The sequence below is a fragment of the Spirosoma spitsbergense DSM 19989 genome, from assembly GCF_000374085.1.
Classification (GTDB): domain Bacteria; phylum Bacteroidota; class Bacteroidia; order Cytophagales; family Spirosomataceae; genus Spirosoma; species Spirosoma spitsbergense.
In genome coordinates this window covers 11,841-29,582 of record NZ_KB893565.1, presented here as the reverse complement: position 1 = coordinate 29,582, position 17,742 = coordinate 11,841, and the positions used below count along the sequence as shown (strand labels likewise).

General features: G+C 52.5%; 11 protein-coding genes. 8 read left to right on the top strand and 3 right to left on the bottom strand.

Annotated elements, in window-relative coordinates:
* The first annotated feature begins 184 nt into the window (after positions 1–184).
* Positions 185–3,562, top strand: a complete 3,378-nt coding sequence (locus B157_RS0122010; RefSeq protein WP_020605475.1) for a fibronectin type III domain-containing protein — start codon at positions 185–187, stop codon at positions 3,560–3,562.
* Positions 3,563–3,590: 28 nt separating this feature from the next.
* Here B157_RS0122010 and B157_RS0122005 read toward each other — a convergent pair whose 3' ends face one another.
* The gene (locus tag B157_RS0122005; RefSeq protein WP_020605474.1) at positions 3,591–4,736 is read right to left on the bottom strand and encodes a TIGR03364 family FAD-dependent oxidoreductase; all 1,146 of its coding nucleotides are present in this window, start codon (positions 4,734–4,736) and stop codon (positions 3,591–3,593) included.
* A gap of 115 nt (positions 4,737–4,851) precedes the next feature.
* Entirely contained in the window at positions 4,852–5,598 is a 747-nt protein-coding gene (locus B157_RS0122000) for an HAD family hydrolase (protein ID WP_020605473.1), read from the bottom strand.
* 229 nt (positions 5,599–5,827) lie between these two features.
* Between B157_RS0122000 and B157_RS0121995 the strand changes: the two genes are divergently transcribed.
* The 4 genes from B157_RS0121995 (at position 5,828) to B157_RS0121980 (ending at position 10,725) form a co-directional block, all read left to right on the top strand.
* Entirely contained in the window at positions 5,828–7,426 is a 1,599-nt protein-coding gene (locus B157_RS0121995) for an N-acyl-D-amino-acid deacylase family protein (protein WP_041952239.1), read from the top strand.
* 85 nt (positions 7,427–7,511) lie between these two features.
* Positions 7,512–8,264, top strand: coding sequence for a hypothetical protein (locus B157_RS0121990; RefSeq protein WP_020605471.1), 753 nt, complete (start codon positions 7,512–7,514; stop codon positions 8,262–8,264).
* Positions 8,265–8,362: 98 nt separating this feature from the next.
* Positions 8,363–8,974 (top strand): Cj0371 family chemotaxis-regulating polar lipoprotein, encoded by a 612-nt coding sequence (locus B157_RS0121985; protein ID WP_020605470.1) that lies wholly within the window; start codon positions 8,363–8,365, stop codon positions 8,972–8,974.
* A gap of 95 nt (positions 8,975–9,069) precedes the next feature.
* Complete coding sequence (locus tag B157_RS0121980; protein WP_020605469.1) at positions 9,070–10,725, top strand: glycerol-3-phosphate dehydrogenase/oxidase; 1,656 nt, start codon at positions 9,070–9,072, stop codon at positions 10,723–10,725.
* Positions 10,726–10,766: 41 nt separating this feature from the next.
* Here B157_RS0121980 and B157_RS0121975 read toward each other — a convergent pair whose 3' ends face one another.
* Entirely contained in the window at positions 10,767–11,087 is a 321-nt protein-coding gene (locus tag B157_RS0121975) for a hypothetical protein (protein WP_041952238.1), read from the bottom strand.
* Positions 11,088–11,344: 257 nt separating this feature from the next.
* Here B157_RS0121975 and B157_RS0121970 point away from each other — a divergent pair, with 257 nt between their 5' ends.
* From B157_RS0121970 to ffh, 3 genes are all read left to right on the top strand, one after another.
* On the top strand, positions 11,345–14,827 hold the full coding sequence (locus B157_RS0121970) for a carboxypeptidase-like regulatory domain-containing protein (RefSeq protein ID WP_026308884.1): 3,483 nt from the start codon (positions 11,345–11,347) through the stop codon (positions 14,825–14,827).
* 226 nt (positions 14,828–15,053) lie between these two features.
* Positions 15,054–16,235: an ATP-binding protein gene (locus B157_RS0121965; RefSeq protein ID WP_020605466.1), complete on the top strand. Its 1,182-nt coding sequence runs from the start codon at positions 15,054–15,056 to the stop codon at positions 16,233–16,235.
* Between the two features lie 144 nt (positions 16,236–16,379).
* The gene (gene ffh, locus B157_RS0121960) at positions 16,380–17,699 is read left to right on the top strand and encodes a signal recognition particle protein (RefSeq protein WP_020605465.1); all 1,320 of its coding nucleotides are present in this window, start codon (positions 16,380–16,382) and stop codon (positions 17,697–17,699) included.
* Positions 17,700–17,742 lie beyond the last annotated feature (43 nt).

The following is a 17,742-nucleotide window of genomic DNA, read 5'->3' as shown; positions in this document are numbered from 1 at the left end:
TTGTAAATAGATAATAAAAAAATTTAATATTAAATTAATGCTTATTTACCAGATAGTTTTCTGACGTACATGAATAAGTTTACCACGCAACGATGCGTCAATAAGATCATCCAGATCTATTGATCGATGTTGTAACCTACTGGAAATTTTGTTTACTTGCGGACCTTACATCCACCTCCCTTTCATGCCGAAACATCTCCTTTTATTACTATTTTTTTTATTGAATGCGTTGCTGGCCAAACTAACGGTACAGGCACAGACAATACCCTCCCCCTCTGCCTCCTTTTGCGGCACTACAGACCTGACAGCGGAGCAGGCTCGGGAACTGGTACGGGACGGGAACAGAGCGTTGCGCCAAAAGATGACCTCGTCTACCAATACGCAGCCTGTTACATTCGTCCCTATTCGTCCGCACATTATACGGCGAAGCAATGGTACTGGTGGGTACAGTCTGGCTAGCATGAATCAGATAATGGCGTTGACCAATGGTTACTATCTGCTCAACGGGATGGGCATCCAATTTTACTTTGCCGGATCAACGCCTGACTACATCGACAATGATGATATGTACAATTCGTACAATAACCAGTCAGTTGATGCCTATGATGCGCGTAATGCCATGAATCAATATTATGTCAATCAGTTTTCAAATTCGGGGCTGGGTGGGTATGCTTATTATCCGGATAATGCGCTGTATTCTACCCGGTCTTTTATCCTCAACGAAAACAATATTGAGGATATGGGGAATCGCCTGGTGCCCCATGAATTGGGGCACAACTTCAACCTGATTCACACGTTTGGTCAGAATTCCGGCAATGGTTCGCTTGGTACGGGTGTAACAACCGAGTTGGTTACCCGGGGGCCCGGTGCCAACTGTACTACCGATGGCGATCTGATTTGCGATACGCCCGCCGACCCGTACAATATGGCTGGAACAGGTATAATCTACAGTAATGGTTGCCCACAGTATGACCCCAACGGTACGGCACGTGATGCGAACGGGGATGCCTATATGCCACTCATTACCAATATCATGTCGTATTATGGTCCGTGTACGCATGATTTCACGCCCGGCCAATACGAACGAATGCAGGCTGCCCTGGCGCTGCGGCAGACGCATACCGCCTACACCCTCGATGCACCGGCCACCAATGTAACGGCTCCCGGCAATCTGACCGGCAGCGTGAGTGGTCAGTCCATCATGCTGACATGGCAGGCCAATGCGGCTAACGAAATGGGCTATTTTATTGAACGCTCTGGTTCACCCGATGCGGGTTTTGTGCCTATTGGTGGTGTAGCACCAAACGTTTCAACTTACACGGATGATAAGGTGGTATTGAATACTCAATACTATTATCGCGTCCGGCCATCCAACACGACAACGGGTAGCCTTAGCTCAGCCTTCGCCATCAAATTTATTCCCTTCCTCACCCCCACAACTACCAATATTACAGGGACCTCGGCACAGTTAAACTGGAATAGTGCCGGGTCGGGAGCCACCTATGATGTACAGTGGCGTGCGGTAGGGGCCTCCAGCTGGATACAGTTTACGAATCTGCCCAATTTCGCCATAACGTTAAGTGGACTATCCGTTAATACCTCGTATGAATGGCAGGTCAGAACGACGGGGACAGTCACCTATACGAACCCGGTTCGTTTTACAACCATTTGTCCCGTTCCTGTTCCCTACACTGCCTACCCATCCCGCACAGTAGCCTCACTGAGTTGGCTATCTGGCTCCTCTGAGGTGCATAGGTTGCAATGGCGTTCACGCAATACAACGGACTGGACGTCAATTGAAGGCATCAGTAGTCCCTATTATTCCCTGTCGGGTCTGAACCCGGCCTCGCCTTATGAGTGGCGCGTACAGGGTACCTGTCCCGGCTCAACGACTATCACTACCGATTTCAGCCCTGTGCAATCGTTTACAACGCTATCCTGCCCGGTACCCCTGTTGCAGGTAAGTTCGAATAGCTCAACCGCTGTTTCGCTGATCTGGAGCACTTCCTTCTACGAAACAGGGCGTATGTTCGCCCTTCGATACCGACCCGTTGGCAGCCCCAACTGGACAACTATCGATCAGATAACTACCGGGGAGTATACCACCTATCTGCTTAGCGGGCTGACACCCAACGTTGTGTATGAGGCACAGCTCAAAAGCGTTTGTTCAATGACAGAAAGTTCTGGTTATTCTGCCACAATCACCTTTACTCCCGCCTGCCAAACGCCCTTAAACCTATACGCTTCTCCTAAAGCTTCCACAGCGAAACTGTCCTGGAATACGCCTAATGCCTATACCCCTGAAACTGATGCTACGTTTCAACTGCAATACCGGCCACTGGGCCGTACTGACTGGCTCACGGTCAGCAACATTATGTCGGCTTCAGCCAACGCCAGCACAACCTACTCCCTCACGGGTCTAACCAGCAATACGACCTATGAGTGGCGGGTCCGGAATAGTTGTCCGTCCAATAGTCAGTCTGATTACGCAACAGGCACTCCGTTTACCACTGTTTGTTTAGCTCCTTCCTACGCATACGGGTATCTGCCAACGGCTACGTCCATAACCCTCCGATGGTCTACATCCGTCGACCCGGGTACATTATTTGACGTTCGTTACCGGGTAACCGGAGCGGCTGACTGGCTGACACTCAATCGTCTGGCTGTTACGGACAATGCCAGCACGTTTGCCTACAGTTTAACGGGTCTGACCAACAACAAAACCTACGAATGGGCTATCCGAACGGTCTGTTCTGCCGTCGATAACTCGATTTACACCTCGGGTCAGTCGTTTACTACCGGTTGCCAGATACCCAGCGGGCTGAGTGTTTCGCCCAAAACTACCTCCGCGTACTTGAGCTGGGCACTCACGGGTACAGGCGTTACTTATGATCTGCGTTACCGACGCACTGGTACAACGGCCTGGACAGACATCCTTGGCCTGACAACCTTCAGCGCAACGATTACGGGGCTACAAACAAACGCTGGCTACGAATGGCAGGTCAGATCGAACTGTGGCGACGATATCTACTCGGCGTATTCGGTTTCCAGTTCTTTTGGCACTTATCCCTGCTATTCACCCCATAGCCAATCGGTTATCATCCTAACCCCTACATCAGCCCAGCTAAACTGGTCCTTTAACTATGGGGATAATACGACAAGGTATCAGCTTCGTTATCGAGTGGTTGGATTCCCCGACTGGACCACGCTTAGTAATCTGACTGGAGCAGGAATTTCGGGCAGTGTAGTGGTAACAAACCTGACTACCGATTCCCCCTACGAATGGCAGATCAGAACGATCTGCTCACCCACCGAAAATTCGGACTTTTCGGCATCTTCCCTGTTCCAGACATGTGGTGCATTCTATACGCTTCAAGCCGGTTTTTGGTATGACACGGCCACCTGGTCGTGTCACCGGATACCAACCGGTTATGATGTGGTACAAATCAAACACACCGTGACGCTACCGGCTGGTTACACGGCCACTGCGCTTCGGGTACTAGTCGATCCGGGAGTACAAATCAACTACGGAACCAATGCCCGATTAAAACTAGGTCAGTAGTTGAATTAGCGCCGACATGCTAATTCAACTACTGACCCAACCAGTTTTTTATAGTCGCTTCAGCATAGCCAGCACTGGAGCTCATGCCTTTCCCACCAATACCGGTTATGATACGAATAGAATCGTCGATGCGATGTTCAAAAATTTCGGCAGGGGTTTGGCTGTAAAAGCCCGCCCACGTTTTCTGGATGGTTAAGGGAAAGGTAACGATACGCCGGGCTTCGGCCAGCATCAGGTCGTTGATAAAATCCTGCGTGTGGTAGCCCAGGTCTTCGGCTTCGGTAGCGGGCGCATACTCGTGCGAATCACCCACAATAATACCGCCGTCTGTTGCCTGTTTGAACAGGATGTGAATGCCCCACTTTTTGAGTTCGGCACGGTCCGCCGGGGCACTTGCCGCTACCTGTTCGTAAGACGGACATTCCTGAAAGGCTTCGTACCGCCGGATGCTCAGGCCCGTCAGGATATTCCCTGGCAGGTTCAGACCCGCTACCGGTGCCGCCAGCAACATCTGTAATTTACTCACGACCAACCCGGCACTAGCCAGTACCTCCGGGAAGAGCAACCGCACCTCGTGGCCCGAACAAATCAGCACCTGCCCGGCCTCGAATCGCTGCCGGTTACTGAGCGTTACAACCGCACCATCTGCCTTCGATTGCACATCGACAACTGCCGAACCGGGCCGATAATCGACCGCATATGTTTGCTGAACGTAAGCAATCAGCCGGTGAATCATCTGTTCCGGCTCCACACTCATCTCCTGCGGGAAGAAGATCCCTCCCAGCACGTAATCCGGTTGTAAAGACGGGTATTTAGCCAGACACTGGGCTTTGGTCAGCAACTCGCTGGGATAGCCGATGCCTTGATAACGATCATGAAGTTCAGTAGCCAGTAGCCATTCATCGGCATCCGACGCGATGTAGATAGTACCGTTCTCCCGGATGGTGATATCCGTTTCCTGCTGGATGGCCCGGTAGATTTCCAGGCTCCTTCGCCCGTACTCGAACCACCGCCCGGCCAGCCCGGAGGGGACCACCTGCCCAAAATTGCGTACCGTAGCACCAACGGGGTAGCGGTCTTTTTCGAGCAGCAACACCCGTTTTCCGGCTTTAGCGGCATGGTAGGCATGAAACGTACCGAGTACACCGGCACCGATGATAATGAAATCGTACATGATTGGGTATTGGTCATTGGTGCGTCGTCATTCGATTGTCATTAGTGGTCATTTAATGATCATTGACAACAACTGAACGGCCATCAATGACCACAAAATGACAGTAAAAAAATGGCTATAAAATGACAGGCTGAGAAGCCAGCAGAGCGGGTAGTTCAGCCAACGAACCCAGCAGTTTATCGTGCGGATAACCCTCCAGCTGTTCCCGGGTATGTGTGCCATTCACTAAGCCCAGGTTGAGAAAAACTCCGGCCGCCCGGCCCGACAATAAATCGGATGGTGTATCGCCGATGTTCACAACCGCTTTCGGGTTTTCTACACCCGTCAGCTGCATGGCCCGCTCAATCATATTCGGGTACGGGCGGCCCCGTTCCACTTCATCACTGGCAATGGATACCTGAATCAGGCTATCAGCCGTACCCACCCGCTGTTCACTAAGACCGGTTAGCCAGCCAAGTTTTTCGAGGATAATGTCGGTCACAACCCGGTAGAAACCCGTGGTGAGGGCAATAGCAATGCCCCGTTCATGCAACCAGGCAAACGTTTCCAGACAACCTTCGGTAGGCGTTGCTCCCTGGGTTTTGTAATGTTGTTCCAGAATGTGCCGAAACGCATCATACGATCCATCTATCTTCGCCTGAATATCGGTATGCTCGTCGCCCAGCTGTTCTTTCCACAGCGTTTCAAATACGTAGCGCTTGGCAAGGCCCTGCATGGCCAGAATGCGCCCGGCAGTAACGGAGAGTCCTGTTTGAGCAGCTGCCTCGGCAAAACAGCGTTCTACTTCGTGATGATCCGTAACGGTAGTACCAGCCATGTCGAATACCACTAACGACAGGGGGGGCTGTTCAATTGATTGCATAGTAGATTAAGTAAAAGGGGATTGGTCATAAAGTGGAACGGCAAAGCAACAGAAAAGTTTAATAGGACTGGCATAAGCGGTGTTAAGAAAATAAGAAAATCAGGAGGTTGCCTGTTCAGGCAAAATACGCAGGCCAGGCTACAACGAATCGGTACGGATGGCTTTATTTCTACCCCAAAACAGGTATATTCAGCGTCAGTTCGTTTGATTTACCGTACTCCATATGGTTATGCATCCTCGTTTTCTGTTAGTACTCCTTTATCTCCCGGTTATCAGTCTTACGCATGCCCAATCCTATGACCTCATTATAAAAAATGGACGGGTCATCGATGGAACGGGTAACCCCTGGATGTATGCCGATGTGGCTATCCAAAACGGGCGCATCGTTCGGGTGGGAACCCTATCGGCCACGGATGCCAAACGCACCATCGACGCCACCGGTCTGGTCGTTGCTCCGGGTTTTATTGACGTTCACGCCCACGTAGAGGGCAGTCTGGAGGCACAGCCCGGCGCACCCAATTTTATTTATGATGGCGTTACAACCGTTGTAACCGGCAACTGCGGGGGTTCGAGTGCCAACCTGCGCAGCTATTTCGATACCCTCCGGCTACGGGGGACATCGATCAATGTGGCCTCGCTGATTGGTCATAACTCAGTCCGTTTGCAGGTTATGAAGATGGCTTTCCGCGACCCGACCACCCGCGAACAGACCGCTATGGATAGTCTGGTGGAGCAGGCAATGCAGGACGGAGCCGTTGGCTTATCGACCGGACTCATTTACACCCCCGGCACCTACGCCCATACACCCGAAGTAGTGAATTTAGCCAAAATAGTGTCCCGCTACGGCGGAGTATATGCCTCTCACATACGCAACGAGGGGCAGAATGTAAAACAAGCTATTGAGGAAGCTATTCAAATTGGTCGGGAAGCCCGACTACCGGTAGAGATTTCGCACTTTAAAGTAGCCAGTAAGCCCTTATGGGGAAAAAGCACTGAAACGGTTGATCTGGTAGAATCGGCCCGGCGCGAGGGGCTGGACGTGACCGTAGATCAATACCCATACACGGCTTCCAGCACCTCTTTGGAAAGTATTCTACCTTCCTGGGCACTAGCCGATGGCGATTCGGCCGTGCTGCTTCGTTTTCGCGACCCGGTTACCAGAGCTAAAATCAGAACGGAGATGCTGGCAAGCCTGAAGAAAAACCTGCGAAAAAATTATGCCTATGCCGTTGTGGCCAGCTACCGGCCCGACACCACGTTCAATGGCCTGGCAATTAGCCAGATTAATCAAAAACTGGGTCGCCCTAACACGCCGGATATGGAGGCCGACCTAATCATGGACCTTATGGAACGAGCCAGTCTGAAACGCATCCAGATGGTGTATCACACCATGTCGGAAACGGATGTCGAAACCATTCTACGGTATCCGAACACCATGATTGCCTCGGATGCCGGGGTGGCTACGTTTGGGTCGGGTATGCCGCACCCCCGCGCGTACGGCACCAACGCCCGCGTGCTTGGCCGATACGTACGGGAAAGACATATCATCCCGCTTGAAGAAGCTATCCGCCGAATGACCTCCTTGCCAGCCCAGCGTTTCCGACTTACCGACCGGGGATCGCTTCGCCCTGGCTATGCGGCTGATATTGTAGTGTTTGACGAGAAAACAATTTCCGACCGGGCTACTTACGAGCAACCCCACGCCTACACAACGGGCATTTCGTGGGTTATTGTCAATGGTACACCCGTTGTCGATAATAGTCAACATACGGGGCAACGACCAGGGCAACTACTCAGGGGTCCCGGATATGTTACTGTAAACAGATAAACATTACAATTATCTTAATGATTTATCAAAATTGGCATTTAATTTGTGAGCCTAGGTATACACTTACTTAGCAACGAATTACGCCATGAAAAAACTCTTCTACACCGTGCTGGCAGTTGGTATAGCCACGACTGCTTTTTGCCAGAAGACGTTTATTTTATCGCATCAGGATAAAAAAGGGTTCATTTCTGCATCAGCCGGTGTCAGTTTGCCCGTGGGCAGTTTTGCCAATTGCAACGCCACTGCCCCTCAGGCCTGCATGGCCGGGCAGGGCCTCGCTTTTAACGCAGCTATCGGTTATCGAATTGCAGGGCCGGTAGGCCTGATGATTCGTGGTGAGCAACACCGGAATACGGTCAATACGGGGGCTATGCTCGATGCGCTGTACCGTAATGACTCCGACATCTGGACGGCTAAAGCCGATAACTGGTCGGTCATGACGGTGATGGCAGGTCCGTATGTCACCATGCCAATGGGTCGTTTTTCAGTCGATGCCCGGCTACTGGCGGGACGTGCGCTGGCGGTATTGCCGAACACCTCAATGTCTGGCAACTTTGGGCGAACGGAAATGTCGGTGACAACGACGGGTTCCCAAAGTATGGCACTGGCACTGGGTGGGGGGATATCCCTCCGGTACCGGCTTGGCCGTGCGCTATCCGTACATCTCGATGCCGATTACAGCCGGTCTGAATTCACCTTCAACAACCTGACCTCAACGGCCATCAGCACCAACAACCGGTCTGAGAGTTTGTCGTACAGCAGCGACCGCACCGTTAGCGTGGTGGGCGTATCGGCCGGTCTGTCCATCTTATTTAGCACAAAATATCATCCCTTCTGATAACCGCTAATCTATCCCGGTACGTAGTTCATCCGTATTGAGTTGTCTTCTTCCCGGCAGTATGGTAGTTTAGTAGTCAACTCTCATTACTACAGGCCATGACACTCATTCGCCGACATGCCGTTCTTCGACGCGTAAAAGATATTACCCTCAGTACCACCCTTACATTAGCCCTACTCAGCGGCTCAGCCATATTGCAGAGCTGTGGTACCAATAACAACACGGACGATGAGCAGCGAACCGAAACCCGTTTTAAGCGGGGTGTTCGCACGTACATTACAGAAACAGCGCCCGGTAACTTTAAAATTACGGACGAACAAGAAACCGAAACCAATAAAGCGGGTGCCATTGTTAGTTATTACGATGGTCACCGGGATACACTGAGCGTGGAAGCAGCCAAACGCCTGGTAGAAACTGACAAGTCGACAAGCACTTACCTAAATAATCCGCAGGCATACCACCACCGCAGTGGTTTGGCCAATGTCTTGCTTTGGGGCAGTATGGGCTACATGCTGGGCCGCTCGTCGGCTCCCCAGTATCGCGACGATGCCCGGCGGTACGGTTCGGGGGTGTACGCCAACTCTTCGCTGTATCAACGCTCCACGCGGGTTGGCGAAAACATTCGTACGTCCCGCGTTACGCGTACCGTTCGGCCATCACGGGGTCGTAGCGGCTTTTTTGGCGGACGCAGTCGCGGTTTTTCAGCCTGACAGGGTGGGTAATTTGTGATGGATAAGACCATTCATCTGCTGGATACTCAGTTTGTTACCAATACCCAACCACAATTTTGCCTTATATTTACCCTATGAATCGAGACAGAAACTGGAAGCGGCTGCAGCAGGAATCATTCGATATTTGCATCATTGGTGCCGGGGCCAGCGGGGCGGGTGCGGCCCTGGACGCGGCCCTTCGCGGGTATAAGGTTGCTCTGGTTGACCGGGGTGATTTCGCCGGAGAAACCTCGTCCCGATCGACGAAACTGATTCATGGTGGTGTCCGGTATCTGGAGCAGGCGATTAAAAAACTGGACCTGGCCCAGCTTCGGCAGGTACGTCACGGGTTGGCCGAACGCCGGACGGTTATTCGGAATGCGCCCCACCTGGCGCAGCCACTGGCTATCCTTACACCCGTATTCAGTTGGTTCGAGGGCATGTACATGACTATTGGGTTAACGCTCTACGGTTTTATTTCCGGTAAGGACAACTTTCCGGAGAGCCGCTGGCTTACCAAAGCGCAGGCCCTGGATAAAAGTCCGATGCTAACCCGGCAGATGCATAGTGCCGTACTGTATTACGACGGACAGCTCAACGATGCCCGCTACGCCCTCGCTTTGGCTCACTCCGCCGACGAAGCGGGTGCGGCTACCGTCAACTACGCTGCCGTAACAGGTTTCAACAAGGAACAGGGACGCATACAATCGGCCCTGGTGCAGGACCAGCTCACCGGTAAAACAACGGTAGTGCGGGCTACCGTCTTTCTCAACTGCACCGGTCCTTATGCCGACGGTGTTCGGCTACTGGCCAACCCACGGCTCGACCAGCGAATCCGGCCCAGCAAAGGCGTCCATATTGTGCTTCCCCGCGAAACACTACAAAGTGACCATGCCATTCTGATTCCAAAAACGAGTGATGGGCGGGTTGTTTTTGCTATCCCGTTCGATAACAACGTATTTGTTGGCACAACGGACAATGATTATCAGGACCTGGCCCACGAACCCATACTGGAATCCAGTGAAGTCGATTACCTCCTCGAAACGGTACGTCCCTATCTGGACAAAGCCCCTGGCAGGGTAGATGTACAGGCTGGCTTTGGCGGCATTCGCCCGCTGATTGTTAGCAGTCGGGCCGATACAAAAACGTTGCTTCGCGACCATGAAGTTGAGTACGATACAGAGTCGGGCTTGCTTAGTCTGCTCGGTGGTAAGTGGACAACGTACCGATTGATGGCGCAGGATGCCATTGACCGCGCCGGCGAATTATTGAAAAAATCAGTACCTGGCATAACGGAGACACACTATCTAGTAGGGGGAGAAAACTACCATTTCGATGCCTGGAAGGCACTAAAAACGCAGTATGGTTTTTCGGACGATGTGTGTAAGCACCTGGTTCAGACCTACGGTGTTCGGTCAGGGCAGGTAGCACAAATCACGCAGGAGCAGCCCGCACTGGCAGAAAAACTCACCGACCAGCTACCTTTTTTGAAAGCGGAGGTAGTTTATCAGGTACGGGAAGAAATGGCGGTTACGCTTCGGGACGTACTGGCCCGCCGATGGCGGCTGGAACTTGCCGATTGGCAGCTAACCGCCCGGGTTACTCCGCAGATTGCCAGGTTAATGGCATCAGAATTAGGCTGGAGCGAAGAATATACCCAGCAGCAGGTACGAGATTATCGGCAGAAACTGGCGGCTTTTGCGCAGGAAGCCGGACTACTTTCCAAACAGTCGGCTACCGCCCACCTCTAGCTGTATAAGACTGTTCCGGGCCGGAATAAAGTATGCAGGAATTATTTTTTGTTGGTTTGGGCATGTCTGACTTCCCGGACCATATTCATTAATCGTTTCCAGCATCGGCCAATGGCTTTTTTGTCCTGCACTTGCTGCTCTTTCGCTGGCGATTCGGTGGACGACGATTCCGTCTTTTTAGCCGTGTTGCGCGCCAGCGTGGGATTCTCGCTCTGTTGTTTTATCGGCTCGACCAGTTGTGTCGTTTTGGCAACCGACTGAGTTGGCATTTTAACCGCTACTGATGACAGGATGGGGTAGGCAATCAGCGAAGCAGTCACGACAATACAGGCTGCCGCTTTTTTCGTCAAAAGAGTTCTCATAGAGGCAATAGTTTAGGGTTACCGTATAAGTTACATCAGCCATTTCAGCAAAAACGCCTACACCGCGAATATAACGACTAAATAGTATTATTGCTTCATAGAGTAGAATTAAAACAAAAACAAGTACCTTATTTCTTTATCATATCAACTATAATGCCAAAAAAAATATTGTATTTTAGATGCTTAAAATTACATTAATAATCTCCCAAGTGGCCTGATTTACCACAAGAGTTGGTTAGCTTACTATAAGAAACAGTATGAGTGCCTTGTTTAAGTGTTGCCTACTCACGTGTTGCCTACTCGCTGATCTCGCCCACGCACAAACGCCGGTTACCAGCCTGAAAGGTCGGGTGCTGGATGCCAAAACGGGGCAGACGCTTCCCTTCGCTACGGTTTACATCAACAACACATCGCGTGGCACCACCGCTGATGAAAATGGAGTATACCAACTCACGAACGTGCCGCTGGGCAACCAGGAACTGGTAGGCTCCAGCCTGGGCTACCAAACCATTCGTCAGTCGCTGCGCCTGAGCAATGCCCGCACCATCGATCTTAAACTCGACCCCACTGGTCAGGCCCTAGCGGCCGTTACCGTTACGGGTCGCTACAATAAAGTCTGGGAACGACAGTTTCGGCAGTTCAGCCGCGAACTGCTGGGTAGCCGCCCGCAGGCGCGGCAGTGCCACATCAGTAACCCCAATGTGCTTTCCTTCCAGGAGGAAAAGGGCCGCCTGCTGGCATCGGCCACCGAGCCGCTGGTCATTGACAATGAAGCCCTGGGTTACCGACTGCACTACGATTTGCTGCATTTTGATGTCTACCGGAGCCGTATGAACTTTGCCGGTACCGCCCGGTTTGAAGAATTGACAACTACCGATGCCCGACAGCAGGCCAAATGGCAGGCTGGTCGGCAGAAGGCGTACCACGGGTCACTGCAACACCTGCTGGCCAGTTTGCTGACGGGTACGCATGAGCGGGCGGGCTATACCGTTTACCAGACCCCGCTGACCGGCGACAACAACGTGAATCAGCTTTTGCCACTGGTGCGCACCACGGAGCGACACTACCTCGGCCCCGACCAGGCCCGCGCCCTGTTTCTGCCTGGTGATCTGCCTTTTGAGCGTCGGCTGGTGTCCTCTCAACCGCTGGAAGTCTATTATAACCGGGTCTACACGGCCAATTCTCCCTACCGTGATTCCCCCTATGCCTACTCGATGCTGCTGTTACCCAATCAGTCTGTGGAACTAACCACCAACGGGGGAATAACGCAGGGCAACGGACTGGATGTGCGGGGGTACCTGGGCAGTGAACGGCTGGCTACGCTGCTGCCCGTAGACTGGCTGCCCGCCGATGCCGAAAACCTGATCCCAACCGACATCGAGGCCGGCCGACCCGCCAAACCCGATGCGGAACTGGACTCGCTGGACGCCCTGCGCCAACGGCAGTATGAGCGTACAGCTCCCATCGTGTATGTGCAGACTGATAAAGGTTTTTACTACACTGGCGACCAGCTCTGGCTGAGTGCTTACGTGTTGGATGCCGCCCGGCAACTGCCGGTAGCCGGGCGCAAAGGCGTGTTGCAGGTCGAACTGATCGCGCCAACGGGCCGGGTAGTTCAGCATCAATGGCTACAGTTGGCCGATGGGCGGGTGGCCGCCAGTTTCCGGTTGGCCGATACACTGTCGGCGGGAACGTACCGGCTGCGGGCCTATACCGCGCTGGACCAAATAGCCAATGGACCCGCTTTTGAACGGTCGTTGACCATTTTTAGCCTGAAACAGTCGGGTTCGGAAGTGGCAACTGGCCGGGCAGGACGGGGGCTGGCTCCCGGTACGGCCACGGAGCCAGTCTCAACCGACTCGCTCGACATCCAGTTTTTACCCGAAGGAGGACGGTGGCTGGTGGGCGTGCCAGCGAATCTGGGCATCAAGGCACTGCGCTCCACCGGACGGGGGCAGGCCGTTAGCGGGCGCATCGTTGACCCGGCTGGGGTAGCCATAGCGCAGTTCAGTACCAATGCGCTGGGCATGGGGCGGGTAGCCATCACCCCGCAGGCGGGGAAGTCCTACAGGGCCCTGATTGAGCCGATACCGAATGTGGTTAGCCAACCCGTTTTGTTACCCGTTGCCGAAGCGGAAGGCTGGAGCCTTTCTGCCGATGCTGTCTCGGACAGTATGCGGCTTACGGTACGGGTGCGGGCAACGGGCCGCTATGAACAGCAACCGGTGTACATCACGCTACAAAGCCGGGAGCAGTTGATGTACCGGCAGAAATGGTCGCTGCCCAAGGGGGAAGCGCAGTTTACATTGCCCCTTAGCAGTTTGCCGGCCGGCGTATGCCGACTCACACTGTGGGACCAGACCGGTCAGCCCCGTGCCGAGCGGCTGGTGTTCGTTCCGGAGCGTACCGAAGCCATCCAGATGCGGGTAGCCCTGGGCAAGCCCCGGTACGAAGCCCGCCAAACGGTGGGGCTGGGGCTAACGTTTCGGGATGCGGATAACTATCCGGTAGCGGGCAGTTGGTCGGCATCGGTTACGGACGCGGACCAACTGCCACCCGACACGCTCCCGCCCAGTATCCGAACGCATTTGCTACTAACGAGTGGCTTGCGGGGCGCAGTTGAATCACCCGCTTACTATCTGGAACCCGACCGGCTGCGCGACCTCGATAACCTGTTGCTAACCCAGGGCTGGCGACGGTTGCCTGCGCCCCAACCCGCCGATTCGACCGGGGGCTGGCGTTTAAGTGGCCACGTCAATGACCGCCGGGGAAAGCTTGTAACCCGGAGTGCGGTACTTCTCCAGCTGGAACAGAATGGCCAGAAAATACTGCGTAGCCTCGATACCGACGGGCAGGGTGCTTTTCGGCTGGATGGGCTGCTGGTGACCGATACGGTACGGGTGGTGGCCCGTGCGCTCCAGTCGGCTGATGCGGTGGTAACCTTCGACGCGCCGGGCACCCGATTCAGTACTCAACCGCTGGCTACGCTACAACAAATCGACGCAGAAACTCTGTCTGACGCCCAGCTGCGTCAGACGGCCTGGCCTGCATTCTACCGCGACTCGACGGCCCGGCAGTTGGCTGAAGTGGTTGTAAGAGCATCTAAGCTCACTCCTGAACGTTCGGCAGCGGAGCAACAGGCAAGCATACACGGGGAGGCCGATGGCGTATTTGTACCTAAAGATGTAAATAGGAGCCAGACGCTTGCGGAAATGCTGCCTCAGGTACCCGGAATGAATCTATTGCTTAATCGCAACTACTCTAGTTTAGGCAACAACTCACCGCTGTACCTACTTGACGGAGTGATTATTGACAAGACTATATTGAAGGATATATTGGAGTCAGTTAGTGGGTCGTCGGTTAGCCGTGTTGAGCTACTGAGAAATGCGGGTACTGCCAGCATCTACGGGGCGCGTAGTGCTAACGGTGTCATTGCCATTTACACAAAGAAAGGCGGAGAACTGGTCCTGCCGGAGCACACTAGTGTGGCCACGACGGTGAACGGCTTTGCCACCCCACGCGAATTTTACGTGCCCCGGTACGAAACCCCGGAAGTCAATCCCTGGCCCGACCGGCGGGATGTGCTATTCTGGCAACCGCTGGGCGAGAGCGGCCCTGACGGACTGGCTAACCTGGTCTTCCCGCTCAACGATATGGCCAAACGATTGCGGATTGTAGTGCAGGGCATCTCTAATGAGGGCGCCCCCATCTCCTTCTCCTGGGTGCTGTCCGTTCGGTAGGCCCAGTATTTAACATGCCACACCCTATTTTCTCTCAGCATCACATGGATTTAGCTGCCAGACTGGTGTAAACAGTTGCTATTGCGGAATGGCTTGTTGGTAAAAACCGTTCGAATCGGTCGGCAGTATCAATAGAGACCGTTTTTCTTTAAAAGCACTATCAGCATTTCATAAGCTACACAAATATAGGTATTTTACATTTTTTTTGTGCAAAATACCAGTTTTTATGTTTAGAAGAAAGATTTATGAAGAACTGGAAGCGCACCTGTTGAAAAAGCAGGTAACCGTTATTACGGGTATGCGCCGGGTCGGCAAGTCAACGGCGGTGCGCCATTTGCTAAACAGGGTGCCGCACACCAACGTCTTGTATCTGGATTTGGAACGAATCGAGAACCGCATTCTCTTTAATCAACAATCCTACAACGACATCGAACGCGGCCTACAGGCGTTGGGCCTCTCGTTTACCGAACCGGCGGTAGTGGCCCTGGACGAAATTCAGCTAGTGCCCGCCATTACCAGCGTAATCAAAAGTTTGTACGATACGTACAACATAAAGTTTATCGTTACCGGCTCAAGCTCGTTTTATTTAAAGAATCATTTCTCCGAAAGTTTAGCGGGACGGAAGCAGATTTTTGAGATGCATACCCTCGACTTTGAGGAGTTTTTGCTGTTCAGGAATCAGGATTTGAACGGGCTACAGGTGGGTAGAATGCAACCCTTTCTGTTTACGTTTTATGATCGATGGCTTGGTTTATACGAAGAGTTTGTCCAGTACGGTGGTTTCCCGGAGGTAGTTTTATCCGACTCAGCGCAGGAAAAAACGGATTATCTGAAAGACGTTTTGAATGCCTATATCGAGTTAGACATAAAATTACTGGCCGATTTTAGCCTGAGCGACACACTCTACAAATTGATTCAACTATTGGCAGTTCGCGTAGGGAGCCGTATGGATTACAGCAAGTTAGCCAGTCTGATTGGTGAGAATCGGAACAAGGTCAAAGATTATCTGCACTTACTGGAATACACCTATTTTATTCAGATCGTCCGCCCGTACACGGGTGGTTTGAACAAAGAGTTGACAAAACAACCCAAGTTCTATTTCTCGGATACGGGTCTGCTGCAGCTTATGGGACAGGTAAGCAGCGGCCAATTATTCGAAAATGCCATTGCGAATCAACTAACCCGATTAGGTCCGCTTAACTACTACGAACGCACAACCGGCACCGAAATAGATTTCATCCTGGACCGAAATCAGGCCTTTGAGGTGAAGGAAACCTGCACACCACAGGATGTGAAGGTACTCAATGGCCGGGCCAAACTCCTGGACTTATCGGACAGCCGCTTGATAGGTCGTCATTGGCCAGCCAGCGGATTCAGTGATTTTGTGTGGGGTGGTTCTGTTTGGTGATGAGTGCTTTTATGCCAGACGGATTGCGTAAAAGGCCTGGTACTCGAATACGCATTACGCGCCGGAAACGATTATCTTTGTGCTTACAAAGACATTACAGTACCAAAACGAACCGGACTCGTCCGGCATGAAGTCTGAAAACGCATGTTCGAGAACCTCCAGGATAAACTCAATAAGGCCATCAAAACCCTGAAAGGGCAGGGCCGCATCACTGAAATTAACGTTGCCGCTACCATCAAAGAAGTTCGTCGCGCCCTGACCGATGCCGACGTAAACTACAAGGTAGCCAAGGATATTACCGACCGGATTCGGGAAAAAGCCCTTGACCGAAAGGTACTTATCTCCGTTGAGCCGGGTCAATTGTTCGTCAAAATCGTTCAGGAAGAGCTGACTGAACTCATGGGGGGCGAAGCTCAGGGCATCAATTTAAAAGGAGAACCCGCCGTTATTCTGATTGCGGGGTTGCAGGGATCTGGGAAAACGACATTTTCAGGTAAGTTAGCTGCTTATCTGAAAAAGCAGGGGCGCAATGTACTACTGGTTGCCGCCGATATTTATCGTCCGGCCGCTATCGACCAGTTGAAAGTACTGGGCGAGCAGGTTGGTGTAGAGGTGTATGCCGAGCCGGAGAATAAGGATGCGGTTGCCATCGTAACCAATGCCATTAGTCAGGCCCGTAAAACCGGTAAAAAAATTGTGATTGTAGACACGGCCGGTCGTCTGGCCGTCGATGAAGTCATGATGCAGGAGATTGAAGCCGTGAAAAAGGCCATTTCGCCCAGCGAAACCCTGTTTGTAGTCGACTCCATGACGGGGCAGGACGCTGTTAATACAGCCAAAACCTTCAACGAACGACTTAATTTTGATGGCGTTGTACTGACCAAACTTGATGGCGACGCCCGGGGTGGAGCGGCTCTGTCCATCAAAACGGTTGTAAATAAGCCCATCAAGTTTATCAGCACGGGTGAGAAAATGGAAGCCCTCGACGTGTTCTACCCCGACCGGATGGCCAGTCGGATTCTGGGTATGGGCGACGTGATTTCGCTGGTAGAACGGGCGCAGCAGGCTTTCGACGAAGACGAAGCCAAACGCATCAACGCCAAGATGCGGAAGAATCAGTTCGACTTCGACGATTTCCTGAGTCAGTTACAGCAGATCAAGAAGATGGGTAACGTGAAAGACTTGCTCGGCATGATTCCCGGTATGGGTAAAATGGTTAAAGATTTAGACATCGACAATGACTCATTCAAGCCCATCGAAGCTATTATTGGTTCCATGACGCCCAAGGAACGCCAACGTCCCGACATCATTGACGGAAGCCGTAAAAAACGCATTGCCAACGGCAGCGGTACGGATATTCAACAGGTGAACAACCTGCTGAAGCAGTTTGACGAGATGCGGAAGATGATGAAAAAAATGAATACCATGCAGGCATCGGGCAAGCTGAATAAAATGATGCGATAGGGTAAACACACTTCCCGGAAATAAAATGAGCCGGTTCAGGATT

Coding starts and splice junctions, on each gene's coding strand:
- B157_RS0122010 (WP_020605475.1), top strand. CDS start 185: ATGCCGAAACATCTCCTTTTATTACTATTTTTTTTATTGAATGCGTTG.
- B157_RS0122005 (WP_020605474.1), bottom strand. CDS start 4,736: ATGTACGATTTCATTATCATCGGTGCCGGTGTACTCGGTACGTTTCAT.
- B157_RS0122000 (WP_020605473.1), bottom strand. CDS start 5,598: ATGCAATCAATTGAACAGCCCCCCCTGTCGTTAGTGGTATTCGACATG.
- B157_RS0121995 (WP_041952239.1), top strand. CDS start 5,828: ATGCATCCTCGTTTTCTGTTAGTACTCCTTTATCTCCCGGTTATCAGT.
- B157_RS0121990 (WP_020605471.1), top strand. CDS start 7,512: ATGAAAAAACTCTTCTACACCGTGCTGGCAGTTGGTATAGCCACGACT.
- B157_RS0121985 (WP_020605470.1), top strand. CDS start 8,363: ATGACACTCATTCGCCGACATGCCGTTCTTCGACGCGTAAAAGATATT.
- B157_RS0121980 (WP_020605469.1), top strand. CDS start 9,070: ATGAATCGAGACAGAAACTGGAAGCGGCTGCAGCAGGAATCATTCGAT.
- B157_RS0121975 (WP_041952238.1), bottom strand. CDS start 11,087: ATGAGAACTCTTTTGACGAAAAAAGCGGCAGCCTGTATTGTCGTGACT.
- B157_RS0121970 (WP_026308884.1), top strand. CDS start 11,345: ATGAGTGCCTTGTTTAAGTGTTGCCTACTCACGTGTTGCCTACTCGCT.
- B157_RS0121965 (WP_020605466.1), top strand. CDS start 15,054: ATGTTTAGAAGAAAGATTTATGAAGAACTGGAAGCGCACCTGTTGAAA.
- ffh (WP_020605465.1), top strand. CDS start 16,380: ATGTTCGAGAACCTCCAGGATAAACTCAATAAGGCCATCAAAACCCTG.